The sequence below is a fragment of the Gallibacterium anatis DSM 16844 = F 149 genome, from assembly GCF_000379785.1.
GTDB lineage: Bacteria > Pseudomonadota > Gammaproteobacteria > Enterobacterales > Pasteurellaceae > Gallibacterium > Gallibacterium anatis.
Genome location: NZ_KB903759.1, coordinates 14,743 through 40,132, shown reverse-complemented (window position 1 = coordinate 40,132; position 25,390 = coordinate 14,743). Strand labels below are relative to the sequence as shown.

General features: G+C 38.4%; 23 protein-coding genes. 11 read left to right on the top strand and 12 right to left on the bottom strand.

The genetic code is table 11. The features are described from left to right. Positions 1–94: 94 nt before the first annotated feature. Positions 95–1,618, bottom strand: coding sequence for an exopolyphosphatase (gene ppx / locus A3EO_RS0112300; protein ID WP_018347373.1), 1,524 nt, complete (start codon positions 1,616–1,618; stop codon positions 95–97). 9 nt (positions 1,619–1,627) lie between these two features. Further along, positions 1,628–3,706, bottom strand: a complete 2,079-nt coding sequence (gene ppk1 / locus A3EO_RS0112295; protein ID WP_018347372.1) for a polyphosphate kinase 1 — start codon at positions 3,704–3,706, stop codon at positions 1,628–1,630. Between the two features lie 437 nt (positions 3,707–4,143). Between ppk1 and A3EO_RS0112290 the strand changes: the two genes are divergently transcribed. The 4 genes from A3EO_RS0112290 to A3EO_RS0112275 all read left to right on the top strand — a co-directional run bounded on the left by A3EO_RS0112290 (position 4,144) and on the right by A3EO_RS0112275 (position 8,437). Beyond that, complete coding sequence (locus A3EO_RS0112290) at positions 4,144–5,163, top strand: extracellular solute-binding protein (RefSeq protein ID WP_230585727.1); 1,020 nt, start codon at positions 4,144–4,146, stop codon at positions 5,161–5,163. Positions 5,164–5,274: 111 nt separating this feature from the next. After that, positions 5,275–6,444: an MFS transporter gene (locus A3EO_RS0112285; protein ID WP_026211142.1), complete on the top strand. Its 1,170-nt coding sequence runs from the start codon at positions 5,275–5,277 to the stop codon at positions 6,442–6,444. Positions 6,445–6,530: 86 nt separating this feature from the next. After that, complete coding sequence (cls, locus tag A3EO_RS0112280; RefSeq protein WP_013747081.1) at positions 6,531–8,000, top strand: cardiolipin synthase; 1,470 nt, start codon at positions 6,531–6,533, stop codon at positions 7,998–8,000. Between the two features lie 5 nt (positions 8,001–8,005). Beyond that, a complete protein-coding gene (locus A3EO_RS0112275; protein WP_026211141.1) occupies positions 8,006–8,437 on the top strand; it encodes a GNAT family N-acetyltransferase in 432 nt (143 codons plus the stop codon). Positions 8,438–8,461: 24 nt separating this feature from the next. On the opposite strand, the gene folB is transcribed toward A3EO_RS0112275, so the two are convergent. Then, the gene (folB, locus tag A3EO_RS0112270; RefSeq protein WP_018347369.1) at positions 8,462–8,821 is read right to left on the bottom strand and encodes a dihydroneopterin aldolase; all 360 of its coding nucleotides are present in this window, start codon (positions 8,819–8,821) and stop codon (positions 8,462–8,464) included. 93 nt (positions 8,822–8,914) lie between these two features. Between folB and plsY the strand changes: the two genes are divergently transcribed. After that, the gene (plsY, locus tag A3EO_RS0112265; RefSeq protein ID WP_018347368.1) at positions 8,915–9,520 is read left to right on the top strand and encodes a glycerol-3-phosphate 1-O-acyltransferase PlsY; all 606 of its coding nucleotides are present in this window, start codon (positions 8,915–8,917) and stop codon (positions 9,518–9,520) included. Here plsY and A3EO_RS0112260 read toward each other — a convergent pair whose 3' ends face one another. From A3EO_RS0112260 to A3EO_RS0112230, 6 genes are all read right to left on the bottom strand, one after another. Continuing rightward, positions 9,521–10,240, bottom strand: coding sequence for an energy transducer TonB (locus A3EO_RS0112260; RefSeq protein WP_018347367.1), 720 nt, complete (start codon positions 10,238–10,240; stop codon positions 9,521–9,523). Further along, the gene (gene exbD, locus A3EO_RS0112255) at positions 10,241–10,630 is read right to left on the bottom strand and encodes a TonB system transport protein ExbD (protein WP_018347366.1); all 390 of its coding nucleotides are present in this window, start codon (positions 10,628–10,630) and stop codon (positions 10,241–10,243) included. A 9-nt stretch (positions 10,631–10,639) separates the two neighbouring features. Further along, entirely contained in the window at positions 10,640–11,089 is a 450-nt protein-coding gene (gene exbB / locus A3EO_RS0112250) for a TonB-system energizer ExbB (RefSeq protein WP_018347365.1), read from the bottom strand. 121 nt (positions 11,090–11,210) lie between these two features. Beyond that, positions 11,211–13,199: a TonB-dependent receptor domain-containing protein gene (locus tag A3EO_RS0112245; protein ID WP_018347364.1), complete on the bottom strand. Its 1,989-nt coding sequence runs from the start codon at positions 13,197–13,199 to the stop codon at positions 11,211–11,213. 482 nt (positions 13,200–13,681) lie between these two features. Then, positions 13,682–14,434 (bottom strand): esterase family protein, encoded by a 753-nt coding sequence (locus A3EO_RS0112235; protein WP_018347362.1) that lies wholly within the window; start codon positions 14,432–14,434, stop codon positions 13,682–13,684. Between the two features lie 17 nt (positions 14,435–14,451). Continuing rightward, on the bottom strand, positions 14,452–15,630 hold the full coding sequence (locus tag A3EO_RS0112230; protein ID WP_018347361.1) for an ATP-grasp domain-containing protein: 1,179 nt from the start codon (positions 15,628–15,630) through the stop codon (positions 14,452–14,454). A gap of 271 nt (positions 15,631–15,901) precedes the next feature. On the opposite strand from A3EO_RS0112230, the gene ettA reads away from it, so the two are divergent. Continuing rightward, positions 15,902–17,572: an energy-dependent translational throttle protein EttA gene (gene ettA, locus A3EO_RS0112225; RefSeq protein WP_018347360.1), complete on the top strand. Its 1,671-nt coding sequence runs from the start codon at positions 15,902–15,904 to the stop codon at positions 17,570–17,572. Between the two features lie 371 nt (positions 17,573–17,943). Here ettA and recN read toward each other — a convergent pair whose 3' ends face one another. Both recN and A3EO_RS0112215 read right to left on the bottom strand, forming a co-directional pair. Further along, positions 17,944–19,620: a DNA repair protein RecN gene (gene recN, locus A3EO_RS0112220; protein WP_018347359.1), complete on the bottom strand. Its 1,677-nt coding sequence runs from the start codon at positions 19,618–19,620 to the stop codon at positions 17,944–17,946. Positions 19,621–19,690: 70 nt separating this feature from the next. Next, positions 19,691–20,611, bottom strand: a complete 921-nt coding sequence (locus A3EO_RS0112215) for an NAD(+) kinase (protein WP_018347358.1) — start codon at positions 20,609–20,611, stop codon at positions 19,691–19,693. A 180-nt stretch (positions 20,612–20,791) separates the two neighbouring features. On the opposite strand from A3EO_RS0112215, the gene grpE reads away from it, so the two are divergent. Beyond that, positions 20,792–21,382 carry a nucleotide exchange factor GrpE gene (gene grpE / locus A3EO_RS0112210; protein WP_018347357.1) on the top strand — a complete coding sequence of 197 codons (591 nt, stop codon included), beginning with the start codon at positions 20,792–20,794 and terminating at the stop codon, positions 21,380–21,382. 267 nt (positions 21,383–21,649) lie between these two features. Then, a complete protein-coding gene (locus A3EO_RS13770; RefSeq protein ID WP_018347356.1) occupies positions 21,650–21,859 on the top strand; it encodes a conjugal transfer protein TraG N-terminal domain-containing protein in 210 nt (69 codons plus the stop codon). A 171-nt stretch (positions 21,860–22,030) separates the two neighbouring features. Here A3EO_RS13770 and A3EO_RS0112200 read toward each other — a convergent pair whose 3' ends face one another. After that, positions 22,031–22,381 (bottom strand): DUF4431 domain-containing protein, encoded by a 351-nt coding sequence (locus tag A3EO_RS0112200; RefSeq protein ID WP_013745149.1) that lies wholly within the window; start codon positions 22,379–22,381, stop codon positions 22,031–22,033. Positions 22,382–22,822: 441 nt separating this feature from the next. Between A3EO_RS0112200 and lolB the strand changes: the two genes are divergently transcribed. Genes lolB through A3EO_RS0112180 form a run of 3 tightly spaced genes read left to right on the top strand, consistent with a single transcriptional unit; the run spans position 22,823 to position 25,331 of the window. Beyond that, positions 22,823–23,449: a lipoprotein insertase outer membrane protein LolB gene (lolB, locus tag A3EO_RS0112190; RefSeq protein WP_013747050.1), complete on the top strand. Its 627-nt coding sequence runs from the start codon at positions 22,823–22,825 to the stop codon at positions 23,447–23,449. Continuing rightward, positions 23,449–24,327, top strand: coding sequence for a 4-(cytidine 5'-diphospho)-2-C-methyl-D-erythritol kinase (gene ispE, locus A3EO_RS0112185; RefSeq protein WP_018347354.1), 879 nt, complete (start codon positions 23,449–23,451; stop codon positions 24,325–24,327). Before lolB ends, ispE begins: the two co-directional genes overlap by 1 nt. A gap of 53 nt (positions 24,328–24,380) precedes the next feature. Further along, positions 24,381–25,331: a ribose-phosphate pyrophosphokinase gene (locus A3EO_RS0112180; RefSeq protein ID WP_013747048.1), complete on the top strand. Its 951-nt coding sequence runs from the start codon at positions 24,381–24,383 to the stop codon at positions 25,329–25,331. Positions 25,332–25,390 lie beyond the last annotated feature (59 nt).

Below are 25,390 nucleotides of genomic sequence, written 5' to 3'. Positions count from 1 at the left end.
CTGATTCGGGGTTTACTCATATTTTCTGTTTCTATGCTTAAACCCCTACAAGTCAGTTTAAGTGTCATTGATGATTTTTATTTAGCTGCAATATTTAACGAATAGACAGATTCACTTTAATTATCTGTAAATTATTCTGTTCCTGTAATAAATCACTTTGTGTAAGTGGATTTCTTTCTAAATAACCCGGTTCAAATTCCAGCGCCCATTTATTACCGTCACTATTCACGTGCAAAGCAAATTTTTCCGTAATTTCAGTAGATTGGCGTGATCTATTAATAATAACGGCTAAACGCAACATCATTATTAGCGCCAGCACATCTTGACTGTGATAACGACTTCCTTTCAACAAATCCAACTGTTTCAATGATTTCATTTGAAAACGGACGAGTGTCACTAACAAATTTTTCTGCATCGGATCAAATCCCGGCAGCTCACTATTTTGCAAAATATAGGCAGCGTGTTTATGCGCGGCACTATGATTTACCACCATTCCTGCTTCGTGCAACAGTGAAGCCGCCAACAAAATACTCTGTAATTCCTCTATCTGCTCACTATTTTTCCAACGTTGATAACGACTTGCCAACAATAACGCTGTGTCAGCAACACGCAATGCCTGTTCCTTATCAATCCAAAAATGCTTAATTAGGCTTGTTACCGTCCTTTCCCGAATATCATCAACTTGGAAATGACGCTCAAAACTATATAAAACCCCTTCCCGTAAAGCACCATCAGAATAACGCATCTGTTCAATACGATAATTCTCAAAAACAGCACTTAAAATTGCGACTCCGGCAACAAAAACACCAATACGATCTTCACTTAGCCCTGCAATTTTCATCTTCTCAAAAGAATCAAATTTCAAAATTAATGCAATCACTTGCTGTAATGTTTTTGGGGTAATAATACCGTCCGCACTAAAGTTTTCCGCAATTACTTGACTGATAGCTTTAATGGTGCCGGATGAACCTAACACCGAATTCCAGCCTAAATGACGATATTCCCACGAAAGATCTTCAATTCTCGATAATGCCGTCTTTTGTGCTGTATAAAACTGTTTTTCACTGATTTTACCATCTGCGAAAAATGCTTTAGTAAAACTCACACACCCCATATGACGGCTCTCCGCCAGCAATGGAGAAAATCCTTCACCAATAATCATCTCAGTAGAGCCGCCACCAATGTCTACAACTAATTTTCTTCCGGTTTCGGGTTGCGTATGAGAAACGCCTAAATAAATTAATTTTGCTTCCTCGGCACCGGAAATGATCCTAATTGGGAAAGGAAAAACCTTTTTGGCTGCCTGCAAGAATTCATCACTATTTTCCGCACGACGTAAGGTATAAGTTGCGACAGCATTGACCTGATCAATTGAAAACCCTTGTAAACGCTCGGCGAACAGCGCTAAACATTCAACACCTCGTTGGATGGCATTTTGACTTAAATGATGTTTTTCATCCAATCCATCGCCAAGCTGTACCCGCCGTTTCATTTTTGAAAGAACTTGAATCGAACCATTGACTTCACGAACAATGATCATATGAAAACTATTAGAACCTAAATCAATTGCGGCAAATTCTTTGGTTGATGGATAAGCCAATGCTGCTATCCTTTCCATTTTACTATCCTATTTTTCGTTAGACTTTGCAGATAAATAATCATAAATAGCAAGCTGAGAACGACATTGTTCCTCATCATTACGCACATAATTATTCTGTTCGTTGCTGTCAATTATGCGTGCTTTTACATTATCCGCAAGCTGAATATTTAAAATATCAATGACACACTGTTTTGCATCTGAATCAAGCAACGGTGCTCCAACTTCAATTCGCCGATCAAGATTCCGAGTCATCCAGTCGGCAGATGAAATATAGACTTCAGGATCACCGTTATTCTCAAAATAATATACTCTTGGATGCTCCAAAAAACGATCAATAATGCTGATAATATGAATATTTTCACTCAAACCCGGCACACCTGCTTTTAACGAGCACATTCCTCGTACAATCATTTTAATCACAACACCAGCCTGACTTGCTTTATACAATAAATCTATCATTTCCTCATCAACAAGATTATTAATCTTCAAAATAATACCGCTCTTTCTACCTTTCTCTGTATTTTTTATTTCTCGATTAATTAAATGTGCTAATCGTTTTCTAACATTAATAGGGGAAACCAATAAATAAGAAAATTTTGTCGGGCTGAATGGCATCTCAATAAAACGGAAGACACGTTTTACTTCTTCTGTAATTTCCTTATTTTTTGTTAATAATGCAAAATCCGTATAAAGAGTTGCTGTTTTTTCGTGGAAATTTCCGGTGCCGATATGCGCATAATCCACCAATTTTCCATTTTCATTTCGGGTAATTAAAAACAATTTTGAATGGATCTTAAACCCTACCGGAGAAAAAACCACTTTAATATTGCTTTCAGTTAATCTCTTTGCCCAATGAATATTGGCTTCTTCATCAAATCTCGCCTGTAATTCAATAATGACTGTAACCTGTTTACCATTATTTGCCGCATTTAATAATGCTTCAATAATTAATGAATGTCTGGCAACACGATATAAATTAATTTTTATTGCAATCACATTCGGATCAAAAGAGGCTTGGCGCAGAGTTTCACAGATAACATCAAAACTATGATATGGATAATATAAAAGTAAATCTTTCTTCGTAATAGCATCAAAAATAATGCGCTCTTTTTTTAACTGTGGATGTTTAATTGCCGGCAACGGTGTATTCACTAGAGATTTATGTCCAAGACTAGGAAATTGTAATAGATGTTTAAAACTTAAATAGCGTCCACCCGCTTCCACTAAATCTAGATTGGTAATATGCAACCGTTTTTTTAACATTTTTAATAAATTTTTCGGCATACTTTTTTCATATAAAAATCTTACCGGTTGCGCTGTTAATCGTTGTTTTAAGCTGGAAGACATTTGTTCCAGTAAACTATATTCTACTTCTGTCACTAAATCATATTCAGCATCGCGCGTCATTCTGATTGAATAAGCATTAATTTCGTCATAATCAAAAACCGTATCAGAAAAAATATCTGATAAGCAGAAACGTAATACATTATCTAATAAAACAATACTTTCATATCTTTTATATTTTTCTTTCGGTAGAACAATAAATCGGGCAAGAATATCAGACGGAATAGGTAAAATAGCTAAATGCTGAATCTTTTTATGTTTTCTTAATTCAATAATCAGATTGGAATTATGTGTACTTAATGAATGCAATAAATCGATTTCTTCATTTAGAATAATAGGGAAAATATGGGGTTTAATCTCTTTTTTAAAATATTTTTTTAACCATTCCTGATGAAATGGCGATAATTGTGTTTCATTTAAGACAAAAATTTTATGCTTTGCCAAACGCAACATTAATCGACTATAAATATCATTAAATCGATCATTCAAGGCTTCAGTACGTTGCTGAATACGTTCTAACTGTATGCGTATATGTTTTGCAGAAGATGAATCTTTTTCTTTACTAATCAAAAGTTTATGCTTTAAATTCGATACTCTGACTTGATAGAATTCATCCAGGTTGGAAGCAAAGATACCAAGAAAATGAATTCTTTCCAATAATGGATTACTTTCGTCATATGCTTCCTGCAATACCCGTTCATTAAAAGCCAACCAGCTTAACTCTTTTAGTGTATAACATTCATTATCCTGCTCTATTGACATTTTCTGCTCCCATATTTATCAGTATTACTTTTCTCTACTATAAATTATGATTTTACCGATTAAATGTGGCAGTTAAATGACAGTCATCAAATTAAGCTTAATTTTAGAACTAATTTATATTTATCCACATTAGTGGTTGCCTTATTTGCCCACACTTTATAGAATAGCTTACCTTGTCTAAATGTGGTTTCATTGAAACTCTTCTTCACCCTTTCGGGTAGAATGCTTCACTAGAGGTGAATTTCACTTCGAAGTCAGAACAAGGCATTAAATGCGGTCAATTTAATGCGCTGTTTGATGAGTTGAAACATTTACACATTGTTCAAGTACCAATAAAAATCGTAAGATTTTTTAGTCGCTTGGCATTGGTCGAGCTATGGCATTAACTCACTACTGTAATGGAGAATTTTGTGAAAAAAATCACTACTTTATTAGGTATTAGCGCACTTGCTCTTGGTATCAATACGGCTGTTCACGCTGATGCGGACACCGTTTACCTTTATACTTGGACAGAATACGTACCTGACGGTTTATTGGATGACTTTACTAAAGAAACAGGCATTAAAGTCAATGTTTCCAGTCTTGAATCCAATGAAACAATGTACGCTAAGTTAAAAACTTTGGGTGACAGCGCAACTTATGATGTCATTGCGCCATCAAATTACTTTGTATCCAAAATGGCAAAAGAAGGGATGTTACTACCTTTAGATCACAGCAAATTGCCTGTGATTAAAGACCTTGATCCAAATATGTTGGATAAACCATATGATCCGGGTAACAAATATTCTCTCCCACAATTATTAGGCGCACCTGAAATTGCGTTTAATACCGACACCTACAAAGCGGAGCAATTCACTTCGTGGGCAGATCTTTGGAAACCGGAATATAAAGGTAAAGTGCAGTTATTAGATGATGCGCGTGAAGTTTTCAACATTGCTTTATTGAAACTTGGCGAAGATCCGAACACTAAAGATCCGGCCATTATCAAAAAAGCATATGAAGAGTTATTAAAACTTCGTCCAAATGTATTGGCATTTAATTCTGACAATCCGGCAAACTCCTTTATCGCCGGTGAAGTGGAACTGGGTCAATTATGGAACGGTTCTATTCGTATTGCGAAAAAAGAAAATGCGCCAATCAATGCGGTTTATCCGAAAGAAGGCCCAGTTTTATGGGTAGATACTTTAGCTATTCCTAAAACATCCAAAAACCCGGATGCCGCACACAAATTGATTAACTACTTATTAAGTCCTAAAGTGGCAGCGCGTTTAGCGACAGAAATAGGTTATCCAACAACCAACTTGAAAGCTAAAGAGATGTTGCCTAAAGAAATTACTGAAGATCCAAGCATCTATCCACCGGCAGATGTGTTGAAAAACAGTTATTGGCAGGACGATGTTGGTGATGCAATTCAATATTACGAAAACTATTACCAACAATTAAAAGCAGCTGAATAAGCGATTAACCTTTAAATTTATTTAATTAACGCCCTCAGTTTTGAGGGCGTGTTATTTTTACTTTTCAATTTTTAGATCTATTTTTCTTCTAACGATTAACTCACTATTAAAATGAAACAAAGAAATACCACTTTTTTAATTTTAGGCATTATGATGATTGGCGTAGTGCTAAGAATGCCATTTACGGCTATTCCTCCTATTTTGCACGAAATTGCCGCTGAATTTTCAATTCCAATCAGTGAATTGGGAATGCTAACAACATTGCCGCTTATTATGTTTGCTTTGGTTTCTCCTTTTGCGGCAAAACTTGGGCAACGTTTCGGTTTAGAAAAACTGTTCGCAATGGCGTTAGTTTTAATGTTGATTGGTTCTACTTTAAGAATTTTCTCTTTACCACTGCTCTTTATCGGTACAGCATTTATCGGTATCAGTATTGCGGTGCTTAATGTCTTATTGCCAAGCACTATTATGGCAAATTATCCGAGCCGCTTAGGCAAGCTCACCTCACTCTATTCTTTATCAATGACATTCGCCACCATCATCGGTTCATCATTGGCAATGCCAATTACCTCCGCCAGCAGTTGGCAAACAATGGTGTTGATCTTATCCGCCGTTTTAGTGATCGCACTCTTAATTTGGTTACCTAATGTAAAACATAATCACTATTTAGAAACTCACACTGCAACGCAACATCAAACCTCTTTGTGGCGCAATAAATATGTATGGTGTTTCGTGATTTTCGGTGGATTGCAATCGCTTTATTTCTATACCACTTTGGCGTGGTTGCCGACAATGGGACAACAAGCCGGATTGTCGGCTAACACTACCGGTTATTTGCTGGGCATTTTTATGTTGGTAACCATTCCATTAATGCTGTTTTTACCTTCTGCATTTATCCGTTGGTCGGCTAAAAGACGACAATTCGTGATTATGTTCTTTATGCTTATTGCCTTACTCGGCGCAATAATGATGCTGTTGGATTACCAAAGCACCGGTTATTGGCTGTTCGTCAATATCTTTACCGGTTTAGCCGGCGGCGCATTTTTCCCTTATCTTTTAACAATGTTATCGGTAAAAACCACTTCTCCGACCAACAATGCAAGATTATCCGGAATTGTACAATCTGGTGGCTATCTGTTAGCGGCGTGCGGACCGGTACTGTTTGGTTACGGCTACGGCATTTGGCATAGCTGGTTGCCACAGACTTGGGTACTTTGTGGTCTAGTGTTGGTAATGGCTGCCGCAGCGTGGTTTATGGAAAAAACAGATAAAATTATCTAAAGCTGATCGACATCGCATAAAGTCAATCGCGATGTCGATTTTCTTTGTTAAAATAGGGTCTACTGAATTAAGTTATTGATGATGTTATGATTATTACCGCTGATATTATCACTATTTTGCAATACGCCATTCCTGTCACTATCTGGATTTGCCAAGTATCCATCACTTTACGTCTGTTATTTAAACAACAGGCAATGTCGGTAACCTTATCGTGGTTATTAATCGTTTATATCGTTCCCATTATCGGCATCATTGCTTACTTTATTTTTGGGGAAATCAAGTTAGGTTCGCATCGCGCTAAGCTTTTCCACCAATTAAGACCTAAATATGTCGCTTGGTTTAATCAATATAAAGATTATAAAAATTTGGTCGAAAACAATGATGCCTTGCGTTATAAAGCGCTGTTTGAGCTATGCCAACGTCGGCAAAATATTCCTTGTATTATCGGCAATGATTTGCATATTTTACAAACACCACAAAGCATTATTCACAGCATTATTAAAGATATTGAGCAGGCGAATTTCTCGATCAATATGACTTTCTATATTTGGCAAAGCGGCGGACTTATTGAGCAGGTCGAACAGGCATTACTAAAAGCAAAACAGCGTGGCGTGCAAATTCATATTCTGCTTGATTCCGTAGGGAGTCGTGATTTTCTATTGAGCAAACATTGCCAACAATTACGCCAACAAGGCATTGAAATTCTGGAAGCACTGCACGCGAATCCGTTACGTATGTTTTTAGAACGTATCGATCTTCGTCAGCATCGTAAAATTGTGGTGATCGATAATCAAATTGCTTATACCGGCAGTATGAATATGGTAGATCCAAGCGAATTTAAACAGGATGCTAACGTTGGACAATGGATTGACATTATGGTGAGAATTGATGGGCCGGTTTCTTCTATTCTTAATCATCTGCACGCGTGGGATTGGGAAATTGAAACAGAACAACAGCAACCTTTTGCGTTTGCGCTTTGCCCTCTGTTGCCGATCGAAAATGACAACTCGCACGCAGTGCAAATTGTTGCCACCGGCCCCGGTTTTCCGGATGATTTAATGTCGCAAACACTTTCTGTCGCTATTTTTTCTGCCAGAAAATCGATCACCATCACCTCGCCTTATTTTGTGCCGAATCAAAGCATTGAGGATGCTTTAAAAATCGCAGCACAACGTGGCGTGGAAGTGAATATTATTTTGCCAAAGAAAAATGACTCTACTATGGTGCAATGGGCAAGTCGTGCGCTTTTCGATAATTTATTAGCTGCCGGCGTTAAAATTCATCGCTTTAAAGGCGGATTGTTGCACACTAAAAGTATTTTGATTGATCAACGTTTGGCATTGGTCGGTAGCGTTAATATGGATATTCGCAGTTTTATGCTTAATTTTGAGGTAATGATGATTGTAGAAGATCGTGATTTTGCCAAAGAAATTATGCAACTGCACCATAATTATTATCAGCAAACCGATACCATCGATTATCAACAATGGCAGCAACGCCCATTATGGCAACGCTTTTTTGAGCGTTTGTTTTTCTTTTTCAGCCCTCTTTTATAAAAATGATGCAACAACAACTTAAAACATTTGAGCAATTAACTACACAGGAGCTCTTTCAGATTTATCAAGCTCGCACTGCCGTTTTTGTCGTGGAACAACAGTGCCCATATCAGGAAGTGGATGAAATTGATCTGCACGCCTTTCATCTTTGGTTATCGGAGCAGCAACAGCTGGTCGCTTACGCCCGTATCTTTTTACAAAACGATTGCGTACATTTCGGACGCGTTTTAGTTATGCCGGATTTTCGTGGCAAAGGTTATGCACAGACACTGATAAAAAACACTTTGGCATTTATTCAACAGCAGTTTCCAAACTGCCCCATTGAAATTCAGGCGCAACATTATTTGCAAGCGTTTTATCAGCAATTTGGTTTTGTTGCAATTTCGGATGTCTATCTGGAAGATAATATTCCGCACATTTATATGCGTAAAGCCTAACAGTATTTTCCGACATTGATAAAATTAATCGAATCTTTTTTCTACTACAATGCCGACCGCTTTTGCTTGAGCAACTGCGCCGGGCTTGCTGAGTTTTAAACGAATTTGTGAAATATGGAAACGTTGATGTAATTGTTCTATCACCTCATATGCCACTCTTTCAATTAAAGCAAATGATCGGTTAGCCACATAATCAATGATAAAGTCACTGACTTCGGCATAATTTAGGCAGAATTGCACATCATCTGTTTTTGCCGCCTGTTCACTATCCCACACCATTTCTAAATCAAACACCAATTTTTGTTTAATCTGTTGTTCCCAATCATAAACGCCAATCGTGGTAAAAACCGTTAATTCCTCAATAAAAATAAATTCTGTCGTCATATAAATTTTCGCCGTTTCTGATCAATTAATAGTGGCTATACTAACAATTTTGGTTACAATAGCAAAAGCCAAAATGAGTGAAAAGGAAAAATTATGAGTCTATTTGCTATTTTTTATATGCTAATCGCCTATTTGATCGGTTCTATTTCGAGCGCGATTATCCTGTGCAAACTCTTTCATCTTCCTGATCCTCGAGAAAACGGTTCTCATAATCCCGGCGCTACCAATGTGTTAAGAATCGGCGGTCGTTTGCCGGCATTGTTGGTGCTGATTTTTGATATTCTCAAAGGAATGTTGCCGGTTTGGCTTGGCTATTATCTACAACTCACACAATTTGAACTGGGAATGGTGGCTTTGGGTGCTTGCTTAGGACATATTTTCCCGATTTATTATCGCTTTCGTGGCGGTAAAGGTGTGGCAACCGCATTCGGCGCAATCGCACCAATCGGTTGGTCTGTTGCCGGATTTATGCTCGGTGTCTGGTTGTGCGTTTTTCTCATCAGCGGTTACTCTTCTCTCAGTGCCGTCATTGCTGCATTGACCATCCCGTTTTATGTTTGGTGGTTTCGCCCCGAATTCACCTTCCCGACCGCATTGGTTTGCTGTCTTCTTATCTACCGCCACCACGACAATATTCAACGTTTATGGCGTGGACAAGAAGACAAAATGTGGGACAAATTGAAAAATAAGAAGAAATAATTATCGCAACATAAACTTAATCGGAATTTTTTGTTCTGCTGCCAATCCTGCCGGACGCGCACCGACACTGTTGGCTTTCGCCACCGCATCCATTGCCGACTGATCCAACTCTTCGTAACCTGAAGAGCGATGCAAACGCACATTTTGGATAGAACCATCATTCATCAAAGTAAATTGTACGACCACCGTACCTTGTCGATGCAACATTTTTGCCCGTTGTGAATAACGTTTATGTTTTTCAATCTCACGCCGTAATGCAGAACGATATGATGCCAGCTCATCACTGCTTGCCCCGGTTCCCTGCAAATTTTGCTGTTGTGTGGTAACCGGCGCACCCTGTGCCTTAGATTGCACCGCCTGTGAAGCCGGGCGATGCATTTTTCGATGTTCGTGATGTTTTTTACGTTCCCGTTTTCGCTCTACAACTTCTTTTTTAATCTCTTTTTTAGGCTGTTTCGATTCTTTTTTTATTGTCGGATCAGGAACAACTTCTTGTTTCTGAGTTTCAACTATCTTTTCTGGTTCAGGCTTGATTTCTGTTTCAGGTTGAGGTTCCTCAACAATATTGGCAGAAAGCAATTCCATTGAAATGATCGGTGAAATTTCTCCATTTATGCTATTTGCTGACTGTTGCGTTCCATCAAATGACCAAACCGCACCGGCAAATAATGCACTATAAATAGCAGTGGTAACATAAAAAGCAGGCTTGGTGTAATGCACTTAATTGCCTCCTTTATCCTTTACCGTCACAATGGCAACATTTTTGATCTCATTTTTACCTAATAAGTCGGTAATACTGACAAATTCTTGGAAAGTAGCTTCATAATCTACTTTTAATGTTACTTTTTGTGATTTATCCCAACTCGCCATCTCTTTCTCTAAATCGGTTCTATTGATCGGCTTATCATTGAAATAAAGCTCACCATCTTTAGTGATAGTGAGCAGTTTCGCAAGTTCATCCGATTTAAATGCTACCGTGCTACTTGCTTTCGGTACATTCACCTTAATTTTACCTTGCGAAATAAAAGATGCAGTAATCAAAACAATTGCCAACAGTACTAACATAATATCAATGAAAGGAATAATATTAATTTCATCGAACTTCTTCATATCTCATTCCTATCTTGATTGTTCCGCCTGTAAAGATTTCCACTGTAAGCGTTTCACTTCCACTTTACGCCCTAAACCGTTGTAAAACATCATTGACGGAATAGCGACTAAAATTCCCACAGCAGTTGCTTTCAGTGCTAATGACAAATGAAGCATAATGGCACTAGCATCAATGTCGCCACCCGATTGCCCTAACTGGTAGAAAGTGAGCAAAATACCAATAACTGTTCCCAACAATCCCACATAGGGAGCATTTGCACCAATGGAAGAAATAATGGTTAAATGACGTGTCAAATCAATTTCCAGATCGTGGATATTCTGATAATTTTTAATATTGATTTTATGTAAAAACAATAAGCGCTCAATCACCATCCAGACCATTACAAAGCTCATCAACGCCAACAGACCTAAAATAATGTAATCAACATATTGTTGTAAGAAATCAAATAATGCATCCATTTTCCAACCCTTTAAAAACAACAAATATAAGGCATCATTGCGATGCACTTATATAAATTAACACAGAGGAATAAAGACTTTCTGCCTTTATTTAAAGGTTGGCGGAAAGTCAAATCATTACTTAGAATTTATAAGAAACGGTGAATTTATAGTTACGACCGAGTTCATTATCTGAAGCAGCATAATATTTAGTTGCTTGATCTTTATAGGCTTTATCAAAAATATTATCGATACCAGCCGTCAATTCTAAACTAGGTAATTGTTTTGGTGACCAAGTTGCATAAACATTGCTGACAGAATAGCTTTCTTTATAGGTTTCAGTTTTCTTAGCAGGACCACCTCGTTTTTCTGCTGAATTGATAGTAATACTTCTTACCCAAATAGTATTCCAACCAAGTTCTACACCATAATCCGGCATAACATAACTTAGACCTAAAGTATATTTATCTCCGGTATCCGGCAAAGCAGTTAAATTATAGAAACCGAATAACGGGTCAAGCTGTTCACTTCTTGCTCTGGCATAGCCGGCATTAATAAATAAATTATTGATACGATAAGCAGTGGAAACCTCAACCCCCTTGACCTTTACTTCACCAATATCTTGATAACCGCTACCCTGTTCGGTTATGGTATTGGTATTGAAATGATTGTATTTAGTTTGGAAATATTTTGCGGTTAAAGAGAAATCATCATTGCCAAAAATATCTGCCTTAGCAAGGCTCATACCAGCTTCTTTATTATTTCCTCGAATAGCATCTATACTTGGCAAATAATTCCGAGTTCCACGTAAATAAATCTCACCAGCATCAGGTCCTTTAAAGATTTCAGTATAGTTGGCAAATACTGCTAAATCATCTGTTAGTAAATATTTTAAACCTAGTGCTTTAGAAAAACGTTGGTAGCTTTTATCAAAATTCTTATCAAGATCTGCTTGATAATAGTCATAACGTACACCCGGAGTGATTAAGAAATCGCCAACTGCAATTTTGTCTTCCAAATAAACAGAAGTACTATCAATTCTTGGTTGATAAGATTTATCCGGTGCATTCAATGCTCTTGATTTAGTGTTGTAATACTCACCGCCAAAGGTAATTGAATGATGGGTATTAGCTAAATCAATTTCTGCAATGTTAGAAACAGTACCTCCGACCGTACGAATGTTGGTTTGTGGTTTACCCATTGAACTCATATCGGTTTCGGTGTTATATAAATTAGCTTTGAAATTTAAGTATGGATTATCTTTCGGATCGATACCATAACTCAACGTATAAGTTTTACGTAATAATTCTGTGAGTGCTTTTCCGTGATTGGTTTCGTTATAACCCTGTTCACCCGGTTTAGGCACATCTCCTAAACAAAAGTTAAAATTAGCACGATAACAGCTTAGCGCCGTATTATTATACCGTTCTGCTGAGAATTTCACCCATTGTGTATCATCAATATTGTATTTCGCTTTGAATAAATAGTTGGATAAATGCCCTTTATTTGCATTTTCTACGCCATTACCATCTTTACCGTTTTCTTGGTGACGATAATTAAAGTAACCTAAAACATCTAAACCACCGACACGACCATAAAGTGTGGTTGCCGCTTGGTTGGAATCAGCACTGCTGCCATAGCCCCATTTGAATTTCGCGCCAAAGTTTTCGCCATCCGCTAACAAATCTGCCGCTTCAACGGTTCCGAAACGAATCGCACCGCCCAATGAACCCGCACCGGTTACCACAGAATTTGCACCGACATCAACATTCACACGTTTTAAAATATCCGGATCGATACCATAATTTCCGGCGTGGTGGAATGCATAACCGTTTTGTCTTGCGCCATCAACTGTGACCGTTAAATATTCTTCGCTTACGCCACGAATGCTGTAACGTTGCACTATAGAACGTGCGCCATTTACATTAACACCCGGCACTGAGCGCAAAATATCTGCAGTCGTAGTCGCTTGGCGAACTTTGGCTAAACTACCGGCGGATAAGCTTGCTTTTTGTGGTGAAAGGTTATCACTCACCACTTCAATCGCATCTAAATTATCAGCTTCATCTGCAACAACTACGCCACTAATAAAAGCAGCAAGCGGTAATAATACAAATGAGGTTTTCTTCATTTGGAGGTTCTCCTTAGGTTATTGAGGGTTAAAAACTATCAATTAAATTAATGAGAACTATTATCAATAAAATTTTTACGTTTTCAAGATCTTTTTAAGAATTATTCTCATTTTCTAATAAATGATTAAAGTTTGCTCATTTTGTAACAATTTTACAAAAATTAGCGATTAAGAATCGTCGTTATGACGATGACAAGGCAGTGTTATTTTTAAGTATTACATTGTTAAGTTCACTTATTTTCATAATATTGAGTAAAAAATAAGCGCCACCAATCACAATAAGATGAACAACAATAATAACAATGATCGTGAAGATAAGAACTTTTAAAATATTGACTAAGTGATGAAAAAACTGATCGCTTATTCTACTTGATCGATTTTTCAACCTAATATAAAAAGCATTGCCGACGAAACTCATACTCCATTTGGCATTAACAGAGTCGGTTTCGCCAGCAAAAATAAAGAACGAATAACGATGCTGATTAAATTATGCCCTGCTCTTCCAACTTGCTAAGGAAAAATGGCATCTGTTTCTTCCACCACGGCCAATCGTGATCAACATCGTATCCCCAAAAATCAAACCAAGCGACAATGCCTTTCGCCTGAAAAGCTTCTTGCAAACGTGCTGTATCTGCAACGTGCTGCTCTTCCCAAGCACCTTGTCCCACTGCCACAATGTAGTGATTTTGGCGATAACGATCTAAAAACCAACTATCTTGCTGTCCCCAAAGATAATCGATCGGTGAATTGAAATAGACCGCCTGATCGCCATAAAACTCACCGGTAAAAAAACGAGCATCATAAACGCCACTTAACGCAATCGCCACATCAAACAAATCCGGATGACGCAATGCAAAATTGATCGTATGAAACGCCCCCATACTGCAACCGGTCGCCATCATTGCGCCGCCCCATTGCGATTCGTGCCGAATTAACGGCACCAATTCATTGACGATATAACGATCATAAGCATCGTGTGCTAATGCCATATCGTGTCCGGATTTGTAAGTTGCCAACCACGACTCTTTATCGTAAGAATCAGGCGTATAAAACTTCAGTAATCCACGATCTATAAAAGAACGGCAGGCTTCAATCATCCCGAAATTACCATATTCATTTTGATCACCGCCTGAGGATGGAAACACAATTACCGGCTTACCGGCGTGACCATACACATTAAAATACATTTCACGCCCTAGTTCACCGCTCCAATGACTTCTTCTCTCAAAATGCATAATTCACTTCCTCTCAATTATTGTTTTTGATGTGCAAATTGAATAATTTCCCGCATCTGCTCCAGAGTTTCAGTTCTCGCTAAAATCCCTTCTTCGCCCATAATTTTCGCAAAAATGCCCGGCACTTGTTGCACACTGATAATGCTGTTACCGAACTTCTCACAAATCGCCTGCGTTGTGTTCACATAATTTTTATTTGCTTTACGCGAAATATAAACCACATTCCACGGATGCGTAATATGGGAATAGAACCGGTTCTCTTTCACGATGTTGGCGTATTCATTAAATACATCAAAATCGTTGGCATAATTCCACATATCAATGGTTAAACCACCCGGCGGACGGCAATTAATTTCAAGCGGTAATATTTCATTGCTACCTTTAACACGGAAAAATTCAAAATGGAAAAACCGCTCTCTGACATTAAAGGCTTCGACACAAATTTTACCGAGTCCAACTAATTTCGGTGAAATTTCACGTGGCACAAAATAGAACATATCACCATCTTTTTCTACTGTATCTAACACCGCTTCTGAATATTCCAAACTGGAATAAAAAACAATATTTCCATCGTGATCCGTTAAGCCGTCGAATGTAACAATATCGCCATCAATAAACTCTTCCATAATATATTCAACATTCGGCGATTTATGTTCAAAGAAATGGTGCAAATCCTGTTCTGTGCGAATTTTATAAGTATCGCTTGCCCCCACACCGGAATTCGGTTTAATAATCACCGGTAATTTTAATTCTGCGACCAGACGGCACGCATCCTCTTCATCGGAAAAAACACGCCCTTTCGCCACTTTCAACCCTGCTTTTTTGAACACTTCTTTCATTTGTGATTTGGTTTTAATCGTTTTCATATCTTCGTTTTTATAACCAAACACATTAAAATCAGTACGAAGTTTTGCATCCAACTCCAACCAATATTCATTATGCGATTCAATGCGATCAATGCGTCCATACTTATGCGCAAAATAACCGACTGCACGATAAACCTGATCATAATCTTCCATATTATCAACACGATAATATTCTGTTAGTGAATTGCGTAACCCTTCGCTTAATGACTCATAAGGCGCATCGGCAATTCCTAATGTATTAAAACCGTTTTCACGCAATCTATGTGCAAACGTTTCAAAATTGGTGGGGAAATGGGGTGAAATCATTACAAAATTTATTGGTCTTGACATCAAAGATTCCTCAAATAGCAATGGTAATTAAATATAATGCTGTGTTGCACTATTTATATAAATAGCCTGATTGATATTACTATTCCAACGTTCCTTGTTGCAATCATATTTTGTATGCAAAAGCATATTTTTATGTTTTATTCAGCCAATAGGATTTATCAAATCTTCTAATTTTTTCGGTGTTACTGAAATTTTCATCGTGAAATGGTCAAAAGCAATAATTTCCAGTAGAATAACGCCTTTATCCAATCACAAACAAACAGCGAGAACTATGTCCACACAATTTGTTTTTACAATGCATCGCGTGAGCAAAGTTGTGCCACCGAAGCGTCAAATTTTAAAAGATATTTCATTAAGTTTCTTTCCCGGTGCAAAAATCGGCGTACTCGGTTTAAACGGTGCCGGTAAATCTACCTTATTGCGCATTATGGCAGGTGTAGATAAAGAATTTGAAGGGGAAGCTCGTCCTCAACCCGGCATTAAAATCGGTTATTTGCCACAAGAACCGAAATTAGAACCACAACAGACCGTGCGTGAAGCGATTGAAGAAGCGGTTCACGAAGTGAAAAACGCCTTAACACGATTAGATGAAGTTTATGCGCTATATGCTGATCCGGATGCAGATTTTGATAAGTTAGCAGCGGAGCAAGCCGAACTTGAGGCGATTATTCAAGCCCACGATGGTCATAACCTACAAAATCAGCTAGAACGTGCGGCAGATGCATTACGTCTACCGGATTGGGAAAGTAAAATTGAACACTTGTCTGGTGGTGAGCGCCGTCGTGTTGCACTTTGCCGTCTGCTATTAGAAAAACCGGATATGCTGTTATTGGACGAACCAACAAACCATCTTGATGCGGAATCTGTGGCTTGGTTGGAACGTTTCTTACACGATTATGAAGGCACGGTTGTGGCTATTACCCACGACCGCTACTTCTTGGATAATGTTGCAGGTTGGATTTTAGAGCTTGACCGTGGGGAAGGCATCCCTTGGCAAGGTAATTACTCTTCTTGGTTGGAGCAAAAAGAGAAACGCTTAGCACAAGAAGCTGCTACTGAATCTGCTCGCCAAAAATCGATTGAAAAAGAACTTGAGTGGGTTCGCCAAAATCCAAAAGGCCGTCAAGCGAAAAGTAAAGCGCGTATGGCAAGATTTGAAGAGTTAAACAACAGTGATTACCAAAAACGTAATGAAACCAATGAACTCTTTATTCCACCTGGTCCTCGTTTAGGCGACAAGGTTATTGAAGTGGAAAATTTATCCAAATCATATGGGGATCGTACTTTAATCGATAATCTCTCTTTCAGCATTCCTAAAGGCGCGATTGTCGGGATTATCGGGGCAAACGGTGCCGGTAAATCTACGCTGTTCAAAATGTTATCCGGTCAAGAGCAACCTGACAAAGGCACCATTACATTGGGGGACACTGTAGTGCTCTCTTCTGTCGAACAGTTCCGCGACAAGATGGATAATAGCAAAACTGTGTGGGAAGAGGTTTCCGGCGGGTTGGATATTATGAAGATCGGTAACTTTGAAATTCCAAGTCGTGCTTATGTAGGACGCTTCAATTTTAAAGGTGTTGATCAACAAAAACGTGTCGGTGAATTATCTGGTGGTGAGCGCGGTCGTTTGCATTTAGCCAAATTATTACAACGTGGCGGAAATGTGCTGCTCCTTGACGAACCAACCAACGATCTTGATGTAGAGACCTTGCGTGCATTGGAAAATGCTATTTTGGAATTTCCGGGCTGTGTGATGGTTATTTCTCACGACCGCTGGTTCTTGGATCGTATCGCCACCCACATTTTGGATTATGGCGATGAAGGTAAAGTCACTTTCTATGAAGGCAACTTCTCTGATTATGAAGAGTGGAAGAAGAAAACCTTTGGTGCTGAAGCCGTTCAACCAAAACGTATAAAATATAAACGTATTGCGAAATAAATTTTTTCGCTAAAAATATACCGCCTATATGGCTTGATAAAGCATCAGATAGGCGGTATCTATCCCTCTTCAAAGCCTCTTTTACCATCACGGCAACGACATAGAAAAAATGTTGTTTTTTCTTTTATTTTGCCTAGCTTTATTTTGCTTACCTTCTCGTCCTAATGGACAAAATCGTTGGTTTTATCCGCTTTTTTTCATTGAAAAAATGACATATAGAGCAAAAGCCATAGTAAACAAAAGGCATATAGGACAAAATAGGCATAGTAGACAAAATTGTTGCTAAAAAGTGGCTTAAAACCTTATAGTACAAGGCTTTAAGCCCTCTTTTTGAGATATGAATAAAAAACTGCTCTTTCTACCATTAACGCTTAACTTGCTAACGCCAGCATTTCTTCCGCATTAGCCAACGATAATGGCGTTACTTCGCTGCCACCAAGCAGTCTACCCAACTCTTTTACTCGTTCCTCCGCATTTAATAAACTAACCTGTGTTTCTGTTTTTCCGGCTTTGCAATATTTTTCAACTTTATAATGTTGATGACCGTGTGATGCAACTTGCGGCAAATGCGTAATACATAAAATCTGCACTTTTTCACCTAATGAACGCAAAAGTTTACCGACAATATTGGCGGTTGCGCCACTGATACCTACATCAATTTCATCAAAAATCACAGTTGGAACAGCACTTTGATCAGAAGTTAATGTTTGTAACACCAATGCAATTCGAGATAATTCACCGCCGGAAGCATTTTTGTGCAATGGCTGAAAACTTTCACCCAGATTACTTAACAACATAAACGTAATTTGATCTATGCCTTTATTGGATAATTTCTGCGATTCCGTCGTACATTGAATATCGAATTCGGCATTTTCCATTGCTAACTGTTTAATTTCCGCCGTTACTGCTTTAGCTAATAAAATAGCCCCTTGCTGCCGACGCTCTGACAGCTGTTTTGCAATTTTCATTGCCTGCTGATAAGCCTGCTGTTCCGCTTCGACTAACAGCTCTTCACCATCAATATATTCCGCTAACTGCTCATATTCACGCTTTAATTGCTGATGATAAACCGGTAATTCTGAAACATTAACCCGATGTTTTTGTGCTAATTGTAACGCCTGTTTTAAACGCATCTCCGTATTAGCCAATAACGCCGGATCATCTTCGATACGATAGGCAAGATGCTGCACTTCAGAAAAAGCTTCTTGAACGTAAATCTGCGCCTGTTGAATTAATTGTTGTGCCTCTTTAAATTGCTCATCCGCCTCAACCAATTCATCTAAATAGCTCACTGTTTTATTTAATAAATTTTCGATATTCGCAGTTTCATTTTCCGACAACAACTGTAAAACGGATTGCGAACCACGACTTAACAATTCACTATTTGCCAATCGTTTTTGTGTGGAATCCAACTCTTCAAACTCACCCTGTTTTAACGCAAATTCATTCAATTCTTCAATTTGATAATGTAATAGCTGTTTTTTTGCTTCGTTTTCCGCACATTGTTGACGAAAATCCGCCAATTTTTGCTGTTGTTGCTTCCACAAATGAAATTGATGATTTAACTGCTGCAATAAACTTTGGTTATGACAGAAGGTATCCAATAGTTGTAATTGATATTCAGGTTTCAATAATTGTTGAGAACAATGCTGCCCGCTGATTTGCACCAATAATGCACCTAACTCACGTAATTGAGCGGCAGGCACCGGTTGATTATTAATAAATCCTTTTGAGCGACCATCCGCACTAATTGTACGGCGCAAAACACACTCTTCCGGATTTTCCTCATCATCCAATTCGTGTGCTTGCAACCATTGCTGTGCCGCAGAATTATTTTGCAATGAAAACAACGCACTAACATCCGCTCTTGATTCACCGGAACGCAACATTCCGCTCTCAGCACGCTGCCCCAAACAGACCTCTAAGGCATCCAATGCAATTGACTTGCCGGCACCGGTTTCACCGGTAATAACAGACATTCCTTGTGCAAAATCTAAGGTAAGACGATTAACAATAGCAAAATTATTGATGCGTAATTGAGTGAGCATAAGAAACCTCCAATACTGTATAAATATCAGTATATACTGTTTTTTTATACAGTAAAGTGTTTCTTGAAATTTAAAATAATTTTTTTAGCCAACCTAATTTAGAACTGAGAATGTTGTAGTAGTTATAATCTTGTAAATGCAGCAGTTTCATCCGCAAATCGCTCTTTTTCACCACAATCACATCATCAATACAGAAAGGAATATTCACCTGACTATCACAACTCACCTCTAACTGCCGCACATTATACTGTGCAAAACGAAAGTGTAATTTGCTATCGCCATCCACCACCAACGGACGTGAAGATAAAGTATGTGGGAACATCGGTACCAATGTAATCGCATTTAATAGTGGCGTTAAAATCGGTCCGCCGGCAGACAATGAATAAGCGGTTGAACCGGTCGGTGTAGCGATAATTAAGCCGTCAGAACGCTGTGAAAAACAAAATTTATCATTAATATAAACTTGAAAATCAATCATATGCGCAATTTTTGCCGGATGAATCACAACCTCATTAATGGCTTGATTTGACGCAATAACCTGCCCTTCTCGTTCCACATTCACATCCAATAAAAAGCGTTCTTCCACAAAAAATTCGCCACGATCCAAACAGGCTGATAACTGTTGATACACCTGATCCGGGTCAATATCAGTTAAAAATCCCAAATTTCCACGATTAATCCCGATCAACGCTGTATCATAACGAGCAAGCACACGAGCTTTCCCTAACATATTGCCGTCGCCGCCAATCACAATTACTAATTCCGCCGCTGCACCGATTTCATCCAATGTCGCAATATGTTTTGCCTCTAATTGCAAAGCCTTACCGACTTCCGGCTCAACCAACACGTGATAACCACGATGTTTTAACCAAATAAACAGATCCTGATGCATTTGAAGACGATCATCGTGTCGAGGCTGCCCGACAACACCAATCGTACGGAACGAACGATGTAATGTATGCTGTTGCGGTTTCATTCTAAATTCTTGCATAACAATTACCCAATTGATAACAACGCAATCCTTGAATTGCACTAAATGAGGCTTATATTAACATAACTATCGGCGATAAATTTGACTTAATTAATATCTCACGCCGAATAATTGGCGGTTATGGTGTTTTTTGTTAAACTAGCCGCCGTAAAATGCCTCTTTTTGATTTTGGAGAATATTATGTCTGAACAACAAAACAACGAACAAAACGTGATGAATGAAGAAGTAAATCAACAAGCTACAGAAACAGAACACGTCAACGAGCAAGAAAAAAGCAACGAAATTGATCCATTAAGTGAAGCACTTGCCAAAATCCAAGATTTAGAAGGTCAATTAGAAGAAGCTGCCAAAAAAGAACAGGATATTATGTTAAGAGCACGTGCTGAAATTGATAATATCCGCCGCCGTACCGAAGCGGACGTAGAAAAAGCACATAAATTCGGCTTAGAAAAATTTGCCAAAGAGATTCTTAATGTAATTGATAATTTAGAACGTGCTGCCACAACGCCGAACACCTCTGAAGATGAAAGCGTAAAAGCCCTTTTCGACGGTGTGGAACTCACGCTAAAAGATCTGCTTTCCACTGTGGCTAAATTCGGCATTGAACCGGTTGGCGTTGTCGGTGAAACTTTTAATCCGGATCTTCACCAAGCGATTTCAATGCAACCAACTGAAGGCTTCAGCGCCAACCAAATCACTACCGTTCTACAAAAAGGCTATCTACTGAACGGACGCGTTATCCGCCCAGCAATGGTAATGGTTGCCGCTTAATAAAACAAAACCTCTTAAGCTGAAGCAAACAGCCTAAGAGGTTTTCTCATATTATTTACTCCATTTGTATATCAAATTCTTCGCCTGTATCCTCGTCATATAAAATACCACTTGCACCGGGAAATAGATCTAAATAACCTGATTTATATTCTCCGCTGTTATAATCAACCTCAACGCATTGCTGTTCAAAATGGAACGAAATATCAAAATCTTTCTGATGTGAGAAATAATACCGATCTAGGTGCTTTAACAGAATTTGGATCAGAAATGTTATCTTTTTTTGAGGTATCTACTGGGAATGCAGTGGCTTCTCATGGTTTTGACGCAATGCGACAAGCGTTACCAATGATTCAGGGATTACTATCTGTTGTGTTTGTAATTTCCATTCCGTTTGTAATGATGTTCAGTGGTTACAGTATGAAAGCGGCGATAGTGATGACTTTTATTCAATTCGGTCTGTATTTCTTAACATTCTAGTGGACGTCTTTAACCTCCATAAATTCAGAGGATTGGCATAATATTTTAAACACTAATAGATATCTATTGTAGATTATAAAATGAAAGTTAACTTTGAGGGGATAAATATCAAAAAAGGCAAGAAAATCACGTTTCTTGCCTTTTTTGGGGTACAGGAAGATTGATGAAATGCTATTTGCATTTCTCAAATGATTCAGCCTGAATTAATACAGGTGTTTTGTGATGAGCGGTTTCCCATCCAAATAATGTGCCTGTAACGATTTGACATCCTGTTGGTGTTTTTTCACCAGGCTTACGATTGATATTAACAACCTGCATTTTTTTCACATTTTTTGCTGAATCATAAAAATCCTTTTTATTAACATCAATGCCCTGTTTTAAATACAACATTGGGTAGTCGTTTTCCAATTTAATTACACCTTTTAATTCAATTGGAGTATTGTAATCGTATGTTTTTGCCTGAGCAAAGCCACTTAGCCCTAACAAACTGATACTTAAAGCAGTTACTAAGATTTTGTTCATAAATAATCCTCACTGTTGATGTTAATTAGTTGGGACTTCTTCCCCAGTGATCCAGCCCTCGTGCTTGCGAATTGCCTTCACATTGTGCACGTTGCTTGCTCATCAGATAATGAACTCATAGAGGTATTTCTGTCAAGTCCAGTGCATTTGTAGTAGGGTGGATATACTCATCTATTAGATTTTCATACGGAGAAATATATTTTTCATAGTTTCATCAATACTCGAATTGTATAAACTTATTTGAAAAAACAGCCAACATTAGAAAATCAGAACGCAAGAAAGATTATTCTGCTCTATACCCATAAGAAAAGCATAACCTACAAAGACTATCGCTTTCTCCTGACTACATAGAAACATACCACCCTGAATATCTGCTCTCCTTTCCATCCCATCAACTTTTGATTAAAATATCGCTCTCATCTCTCATATCAGGAATAGACAGTGAATATTAAAAAGACAGTACGGCTCGGTTTATTATCGGGATTAACTTTATTATTTATCGGCTGTGCAAATGATGGACAATTTGTTGCACCTCAAGTTACGTTACCGCATAACGATCCGGTATGGTTGCAACATCAACAGGCGGTGAATGCGATTAATCATTATGCGGCAGAAGGGCAATTAGGTTATATCAGCAAAGAAGAGCGTTTTTCTTCCTCGTTTCAATGGCAATATTTAGGTGAGCAACATTATCGTTTATATTTTTCTTCCTTATTAAGTCGCAGTACATTAACTATTGAAAAAACAGCAAATAATACTGTAATTTTCGATAATAAAGGCAATTATTATGCCGATAAGGATATTCATCAATTATTACAAGATATTATCGGTTTTGATTTTCCGGTAGAACAATTTCCGAATTGGTTAAAAGGGTTGCCGGGAAATACACAAAATTATGTTGTTAATCAGCAGGGTTTATTAAGCCATTTTGATTATCAATGGCAAAATGAAATATGGCAGGCGAAATATGTAAATTATAATCAACAATCGCCAAAGTTGCCGCAAAATTTATTTATTAGTAGCCCGGATAAAACCTTAAAAATTCAAATTAAAAAATGGACTTTCTAATGGTTGAAAATAACTCTTTTTTAAATCGTTCTTTTTCATTTCCTTGCCCGGCAAAATTAAATCTTTTTTTATATATTAATGGGCGACGTGAAGATGGTTATCACGAATTACAAACATTATTCCAATTTTTAGATTTTTCAGATCAGCTCACTGTAACAATAAATAACAGTGGCAATATCACTTTGGAAAATCAATTGGACGACGTTGTGCTTGAAGATAATCTTATTTTTCGTGCCGCAAAATTATTACAACAATACACGCAAACTTCGCTAGGTGCTTCGCTCTCCATTGAGAAAAAGCTGCCGATGGGTGGTGGCGTTGGTGGCGGTTCATCCGATGCGGCAACAACATTAGTCGCCTTGAATTATTTGTGGCAAACCAATCTTTCACTCTCTCAATTAGCTGAACTTGGTTTAAAACTCGGTGCGGACGTGCCGATTTTTGTTCACGGTAAAGCCGCTTTTGCTGAAGGTGTCGGTGAAAAAATCAGCTATTGTGAACCGGATGAGAAATATTATGTGGTATTAAAACCGAATGTGGCGATTTCCACCGCAAAAATCTTTCAAGATCCGAAATTGCCGAGAAATACGCCAAAACGATCTTTGTCACAATTATTAGCCGATGTTTATACAAACGATTGCGAAAAAGTTGTGCGAGATCATTATCCTGAGGTTGAACAAGCTATTCAGTGGTTGGTACAATATGCACCGACCCGTTTAACAGGGACTGGCGCTTGCATTTTTGCCGAGTTTGATTCGCAAGATGCTGCAATAGCCGTATATCAACAACGCCCGACCCACTTATCAGGGTTTGTTGCCAAAGGGGTAAATCGTTCTCCGTTATACCTTGTCCTTGAGGATATGCAACAAAATTGTTAACGTGTGGATTGCATTGCAATCTGAATTTTAAAAAACCAACTCTGAGGTTAAAAATGCCTGACATTAAGCTGTTTGCTGGTAACGCAACACCAGAACTAGCCAAAAAAATTTCTGAACGTCTTTATACTTCACTTAGCGATGCCATCGTGGGTCGTTTCAGTGATGGTGAAATCCAAATCCAAATCAATGAAAATGTTCGTGGTTCCGATGTATTTATCGTTCAATCCACTTGTGCGCCGACGAATGATAGTTTGATGGAGTTAGTGGTTATGATCGATGCCCTTCGTCGTGCTTCTGCCGGAAGAATCACTGCAGTTGTGCCTTATTTCGGTTATGCCCGTCAAGACCGTCGTGTGCGCTCTTCCCGTGTGCCGATTACAGCAAAAGTGGTAGCAGATATTTTATCCAATGTCGGCGTTGACCGTGTTTTAACTTGCGACTTGCACGCAGAACAGATTCAAGGTTTCTTTGATGTGCCGGTAGATAATGTTTTCGGTTCACCGGTTCTGTTGGATGATATTTTGAAGAAAACTGATTTGGAAAATCCGATTGTCGTTTCTCCGGATATCGGCGGTGTGGTTCGTGCTCGTGCAGTAGCAAAATTATTAAATGACACAGATATGGCGATTATCGATAAGCGTCGCCCTCGTGCCAATGTTTCCCAAGTGATGCATATCATCGGTGATGTTGCCGATCGTGATTGTATCTTGGTTGATGATATGATCGATACCGGCGGTACATTATGTAAAGCGGCGGAAGCATTAAAAGAACGTGGTGCAAAACGTGTATTTGCTTATGCAACGCACGCTGTTTTCTCCGGTTCAGCACCGAAAAACATTGCCAGCCCGGCATTAGATGAAATCGTCGTTACCGACACTATCCCGCTTAGACCGGAAATTATCGCCTTGAATAAAGTACGTGTATTGACTTTATCCGGTATGTTGGCAGAAGCAATCCGACGTATCAGCAACGAAGAATCTATTTCAGCAATGTTTAATAATTAATAGATTCGCTGTAATACTCCGTAACAAAAAACCTGCTGATCTAGCAGGTTTTTTCATTG

What these genes read in the sequence shown, in the direction of transcription:
- ppx (WP_018347373.1), bottom strand. Translation starts at nt 1,618, where the DNA reads ATGGAAAGGATAGCAGCATTGGCTTATCCATCAACCAAAGAATTTGCC.
- ppk1 (WP_018347372.1), bottom strand. Translation starts at nt 3,706, where the DNA reads ATGTCAATAGAGCAGGATAATGAATGTTATACACTAAAAGAGTTAAGC.
- A3EO_RS0112285 (WP_026211142.1), top strand. Translation starts at nt 5,275, where the DNA reads ATGAAACAAAGAAATACCACTTTTTTAATTTTAGGCATTATGATGATT.
- cls (WP_013747081.1), top strand. Translation starts at nt 6,531, where the DNA reads ATGATTATTACCGCTGATATTATCACTATTTTGCAATACGCCATTCCT.
- A3EO_RS0112275 (WP_026211141.1), top strand. Translation starts at nt 8,006, where the DNA reads ATGCAACAACAACTTAAAACATTTGAGCAATTAACTACACAGGAGCTC.
- folB (WP_018347369.1), bottom strand. Translation starts at nt 8,821, where the DNA reads ATGACGACAGAATTTATTTTTATTGAGGAATTAACGGTTTTTACCACG.
- plsY (WP_018347368.1), top strand. Translation starts at nt 8,915, where the DNA reads ATGAGTCTATTTGCTATTTTTTATATGCTAATCGCCTATTTGATCGGT.
- exbD (WP_018347366.1), bottom strand. Translation starts at nt 10,630, where the DNA reads ATGAAGAAGTTCGATGAAATTAATATTATTCCTTTCATTGATATTATG.
- exbB (WP_018347365.1), bottom strand. Translation starts at nt 11,089, where the DNA reads ATGGATGCATTATTTGATTTCTTACAACAATATGTTGATTACATTATT.
- A3EO_RS0112245 (WP_018347364.1), bottom strand. Translation starts at nt 13,199, where the DNA reads ATGAAGAAAACCTCATTTGTATTATTACCGCTTGCTGCTTTTATTAGT.
- A3EO_RS0112235 (WP_018347362.1), bottom strand. Translation starts at nt 14,434, where the DNA reads ATGCATTTTGAGAGAAGAAGTCATTGGAGCGGTGAACTAGGGCGTGAA.
- A3EO_RS0112230 (WP_018347361.1), bottom strand. Translation starts at nt 15,630, where the DNA reads ATGTCAAGACCAATAAATTTTGTAATGATTTCACCCCATTTCCCCACC.
- ettA (WP_018347360.1), top strand. Translation starts at nt 15,902, where the DNA reads ATGTCCACACAATTTGTTTTTACAATGCATCGCGTGAGCAAAGTTGTG.
- recN (WP_018347359.1), bottom strand. Translation starts at nt 19,620, where the DNA reads ATGCTCACTCAATTACGCATCAATAATTTTGCTATTGTTAATCGTCTT.
- A3EO_RS0112215 (WP_018347358.1), bottom strand. Translation starts at nt 20,611, where the DNA reads ATGCAAGAATTTAGAATGAAACCGCAACAGCATACATTACATCGTTCG.
- grpE (WP_018347357.1), top strand. Translation starts at nt 20,792, where the DNA reads ATGTCTGAACAACAAAACAACGAACAAAACGTGATGAATGAAGAAGTA.
- A3EO_RS13770 (WP_018347356.1), top strand. Translation starts at nt 21,650, where the DNA reads ATGTTATCTTTTTTTGAGGTATCTACTGGGAATGCAGTGGCTTCTCAT.
- A3EO_RS0112200 (WP_013745149.1), bottom strand. Translation starts at nt 22,381, where the DNA reads ATGAACAAAATCTTAGTAACTGCTTTAAGTATCAGTTTGTTAGGGCTA.
- ispE (WP_018347354.1), top strand. Translation starts at nt 23,449, where the DNA reads ATGGTTGAAAATAACTCTTTTTTAAATCGTTCTTTTTCATTTCCTTGC.
- A3EO_RS0112180 (WP_013747048.1), top strand. Translation starts at nt 24,381, where the DNA reads ATGCCTGACATTAAGCTGTTTGCTGGTAACGCAACACCAGAACTAGCC.